This window comes from Protofrankia sp. Cr1 (assembly GCF_963555865.1).
In the GTDB taxonomy this organism is placed as follows: Bacteria; Actinomycetota; Actinomycetes; order Frankiales; family Frankiaceae; genus Protofrankia.
This window is the reverse complement of record NZ_CAUVXO010000303.1, coordinates 4,278-7,066: the sequence shown is the minus strand read 5'-3', so window position 1 is coordinate 7,066 and position 2,789 is coordinate 4,278. Positions and strand designations below refer to the sequence as shown.

The following is a 2,789-nucleotide window of genomic DNA, read 5'->3' as shown; positions in this document are numbered from 1 at the left end:
TGACCCGGCCGGGTGGACGCCTGGTCGTCTGCGAGTTCAGCCGACCCACCTGGGCGCCGTGGCGCACGGTCTACCTGGAGTACCTGATGCGCACGCTGCCCGGGCTCGCCCGCGCGGTCAGCAGCAGTCCGGACTCCTACATCTACCTGGCCGAGTCGATCCGCGCCTGGCCGGACCAGCCGGCCCTGGCCGCGCGCATCGCCGGAGCCGGCTGGACCCGGGTCGGCTGGCGCAACCTCACCGGCGGCATCGTGGCACTGCACCGCGCCACCCGCCCATCCTGACCCGGTATCGCGGGTATCGCGGGTATCGCGGGTACCGGGTTACCGGGGTGACCTCGGCGCTCCGGGTGGCCAGGCTTGGTGATCAGGCTGGGATGTGGGCGTCCAGCCAGGCCAGCGTGCGGGCCCAGGCATCCGCGGCGGCGATGGCGTTGTATCCCGCGGGCCGTTCGTCGCAGTGGAACGCGTGCCCCACGCCCGGGTAGCGGACGATTTCAGTCGGCACGGCGGCGTCCCCGGTGGCCGATCGCATGGCTTCGACGTGTTCCACCGGGATGCTCTGGTCGAGGTCGCCGAAAAGACCCAACCACGGTGCCTGGAGGCGGGCCGCCACCTCGACCAGGGGCGCCTCGCCGAACCGGCCCTGGACGAGCCCGCCGCCGTAGAAGCTGACAGCGGCCCCGAGCGGTCGGTGCGCGGCGGCGATCGTCGCCACTGTCCCGCCCATGCAGAAACCGACCACCGCGATGCGGTCGATCGCGGTTCCCTCGTCGGCGAGCAACTCCATACTCGCGTCGACGTCATCGAGGATCTCAAGGCTGTTGAGCGCCTGCGTGGTCGATCGGATGGTGGCGATATCGGTGTCGTAGGCGAAGACCGGTGACCCCGCCCGGTGGTAGAAGGCCGGCGCGATGGCACGCCAGCCGACGGCGGCGAAACGCTCGCACACGGCCGTGATGTACCCGGTGAGTCCGAAGGCCTCCTGGGCGACGATGACACCGCCGCGGGGCACGTCGGCCGGATGCGCGACGACAGCATCCATGGGTCCGTCCGCCGTGGACAGTGTGACGGTCTCGACGCTCATCCCGTGCTCCTGTCCGGTCGAGTGTCCGGTCGCGCCCCGGGTGCTGCGGGGCGGGGATCACAGCCCCTGATCCGGTACATCATCCCCACTCACCTTACGGCCATGGTGATCCATTTGCTGGGGTTCGGACCCGCGGTTCGTCGCTGCACGCGACGCGGGCCTGTTCGCGATCCCGGCACCTGTGCCAACCGCGGGCGCAGGGCCTAGACTCGCCGTTGCGCTCGTGAAAACGTTCACGAGCGGCGGAAGTATGGCGAGTGGGAATACCCCGGCGATCCGGAGCGGTGCGTGATCATGACAGCGGTCGAGGCCGAGCACGCCGATGTCATCGTTGTCGGTGCTGGACCAGGCGGGTCGGCGGCTGCGTATCACCTGGCCCGCACCGGGCTGGAGGTCGTCCTGCTGGAGAAGACGAGCTTCCCGCGGGAGAAGGTCTGCGGTGACGGGCTCACTCCCCGGGCCGTTCGCAGCCTGATCGAGATGGGTATCGACACCAGCAGCGATCCGGCCGGGTCGATCCGGCCGGGCTTGGTCCGGCCGGGGTCGATCGGGAGGTACCCCGGGGTGCCCAGATCTCCGGGTCGGTCCAGCAGGGCTCCGGGTGGGTCCGAAACCGCGGCCTGCGGATCGTCGGCGGCCGCGTGCGACTCGAACTGCCGTGGCCCGAGCTGGCGAACTGGCCGGACTACGGCCTGGTCCGTCCCCGGCTCGACTTCGACGAGCTGCTCGTCCGGCATGCCGAGAAGGCAGGCGCACGGCTGCGGGAGGAAACCGCGGTCACCGGCCCGGTGCTCGACGAGCGCACCGGTCGGGTTGTCGGAGTCCACGCGAAGGCTGGCCGTGGCCGCGAACCGGTCGAGTTCCGCGCTCCGCTGGTGATCGCAGCTGACGGCAACAGCGCGCGGATGGCCCTCTCGCTCGGCATCGGCCGCCGTGATGATCGTCCGCTCGGCGTTGCGGTGCGCCGGTACTACCGCAGCCCCCGCACCCACGACGACTTCCTGGAGTCCCACCTGGAACTGTGGGAGGGCGCACCGGGGGCCTCCCGACTGCTTCCCGGCTACGGTTGGATCTTCGGTGTCGGCGACGGAACGAGCAATGTCGGCCTCGGGCTGCTGAACACCACCAGTGCCTTCCAGAACACCGACTACAAGGACCTACTCCGGCGTTGGCTCGGCGGTCTCCCACCGGAGTGGGGCTACACCGAGGAGAACGCCACCGGTCCGGTCCGCGGTGGCGCGCTGCCGATGGCCTTCAACCGCACGCCGCACTATCGCGACGGTCTCATGCTCGTCGGGGACGCGGGTGGTGCGATCAATCCCTTCAACGGCGAGGGCATCGCCTACGCCATGGAGTCCGGACGTCTCGCGGCCGAGGTGGCCGTGCAGGCGATGGCCCGCGCGTCCGGGCCGTCGCGGGAACGGGCGCTGCAGGCATACCCGCACCTTCTCCGCCAGCGCTACGGTGGCTACTACACCCTCGGTCGGGTGTTCGTCCAGTTGATCGGAAACCCGGCCGTGATGCGGACGGCAACCCGGTACGGGCTGCCTCGGCCGACGCTCATGCGTTTCACGCTGAAGCTGCTGGCGAATCTCACCGACCCGCGGGGAGGTGATGCGCTGGACCGTCTGATCAACGCGATGACCAGAGTCGCGCCCGCGACCTGAGTGCCCAAACGTGCGTCGCCGGACGTCACCCGCTGG

Annotated in this window: 2 protein-coding genes and 1 pseudogene; 2 read left to right on the top strand and 1 reads right to left on the bottom strand. The window is 70.2% G+C overall.

What is annotated here, in order from left to right; translation table 11 throughout:
• On the top strand, positions 1–284 hold a 284-nt coding region (locus tag U9980_RS19705), incomplete at its 5' end, for a class I SAM-dependent methyltransferase (protein ID WP_322769269.1).
• An 82-nt stretch (positions 285–366) separates the two neighbouring features.
• Here U9980_RS19705 and U9980_RS19700 read toward each other — a convergent pair.
• Positions 367–1,086: a dienelactone hydrolase family protein gene (locus U9980_RS19700; RefSeq protein ID WP_322769268.1), complete on the bottom strand. Its 720-nt coding sequence runs from the start codon at positions 1,084–1,086 to the stop codon at positions 367–369.
• A gap of 294 nt (positions 1,087–1,380) precedes the next feature.
• Here U9980_RS19700 and U9980_RS19695 point away from each other — a divergent pair.
• Positions 1,381–2,753: pseudogene (locus U9980_RS19695) on the top strand (geranylgeranyl reductase family protein).
• The last annotated feature ends 36 nt before the right edge of the window (positions 2,754–2,789 follow it).

Excerpts from the sequence above, each read along its gene's own strand:
- U9980_RS19700 (WP_322769268.1), bottom strand. The coding sequence starts at position 1,086 with ATGAGCGTCGAGACCGTCACACTGTCCACGGCGGACGGACCCATGGAT.